This window comes from Demequina sp. NBRC 110051, assembly GCF_002090055.1.
Classification (GTDB): Bacteria; Actinomycetota; Actinomycetes; order Actinomycetales; family Demequinaceae; genus Demequina.
Window position 1 is genome coordinate 1 of sequence record NZ_BBRH01000004.1, and the last position, 996, is coordinate 996.

Below are 996 nucleotides of genomic sequence, written 5' to 3' on the forward strand. Positions count from 1 at the left end.
TAGCTGTACTCGGCCGTCACGTTGGTGACAGGCGGCTGGTGGGAGGTAGTCCTCCGAGTGCGGTGTGGCGTCGGTCAGTGTTGTAAAACTCGAGCCAGGGTGCAAGGGCTGCGGCGCGGTCGTCGTTGGTGAGGAAGACCTCGCGGTATGCCCATTCGGTGGCCAGGGTGCGGTTGTAGCGTTCGACTTTGCCGTTTTGCCAGGGGCAGTGGGGCTTGATGAACAGGTGCTTGGCGCCGAGACCTTCAATCACCTCACGAACATCGGCGGACTTGGCGTAGCTGAAGTGGTTGTCAGTGATGACCTCACGGATGTGGGTGATGCCGTGAGCGCAGAAGTAGGTCGCTGCGCGGGCCAAGAAGCCTGCACACGTGTCGCCTTTTTCGTCAGGCAGGATTTCGGAGTAGGCCAGCCTGGAGTGGTCGTCCACCAGTGAGTGGACGTAGTCGTATCCGATGCGGGCGCGCTTCTTCGCGCCGGTCGATCCCATCTGGCGGCCGTGGGCCTTCCAGCCACCGCCATCAGGGATCTTGCCGATCTTCTTGACGTCCATGTGGACCAGATCGCCAGGATCATCACGTTCGTAGCGCACCGCGGTGGTCTTGGAGGAGCGAATCACCTCGCCGGTCAGCGGGTCGCACTCACGCAGATAGGGGACGTGGTGGCGGCGCAGGATCCGTGACACGGTGCGTGGCGCGATGCCCAGTTCAGGCCCGATCCAGTCTTGGCCGCGGCGGCTGTCACGGCGGGCAGTCAGGACACGTTGCTCGACGTCTTCAGGGGTGCGGTGGCGGCACGAGCGCGGGCGTGAGGAACGATCCGCCAGTGCGGCAATGCCGTGTTCGTCGAAGCGTGCCAGCCAGCGATGAGCGCATTGACGAGACACTCCTTGAGCTTTCGCGGCATGAGCGACAGCCCACCCCTCGATGCGGACACGCTGCACGAGGAGCTGACGGCCACGCTCGTTCAAGCGCGCGTTACGGTGGGACACGAGGA

Annotated in this window: 1 protein-coding gene; it reads right to left on the reverse strand. The window is 63.9% G+C overall.

Annotated features, from left to right (window positions below):
- Positions 1–16 precede the first annotated feature (16 nt).
- Positions 17–991 (reverse strand): IS481 family transposase, encoded by a 975-nt coding sequence (locus B7K20_RS00020; RefSeq protein WP_084099469.1) that lies wholly within the window; start codon positions 989–991, stop codon positions 17–19.
- Between the last annotated feature and the right edge of the window lie 5 nt (positions 992–996).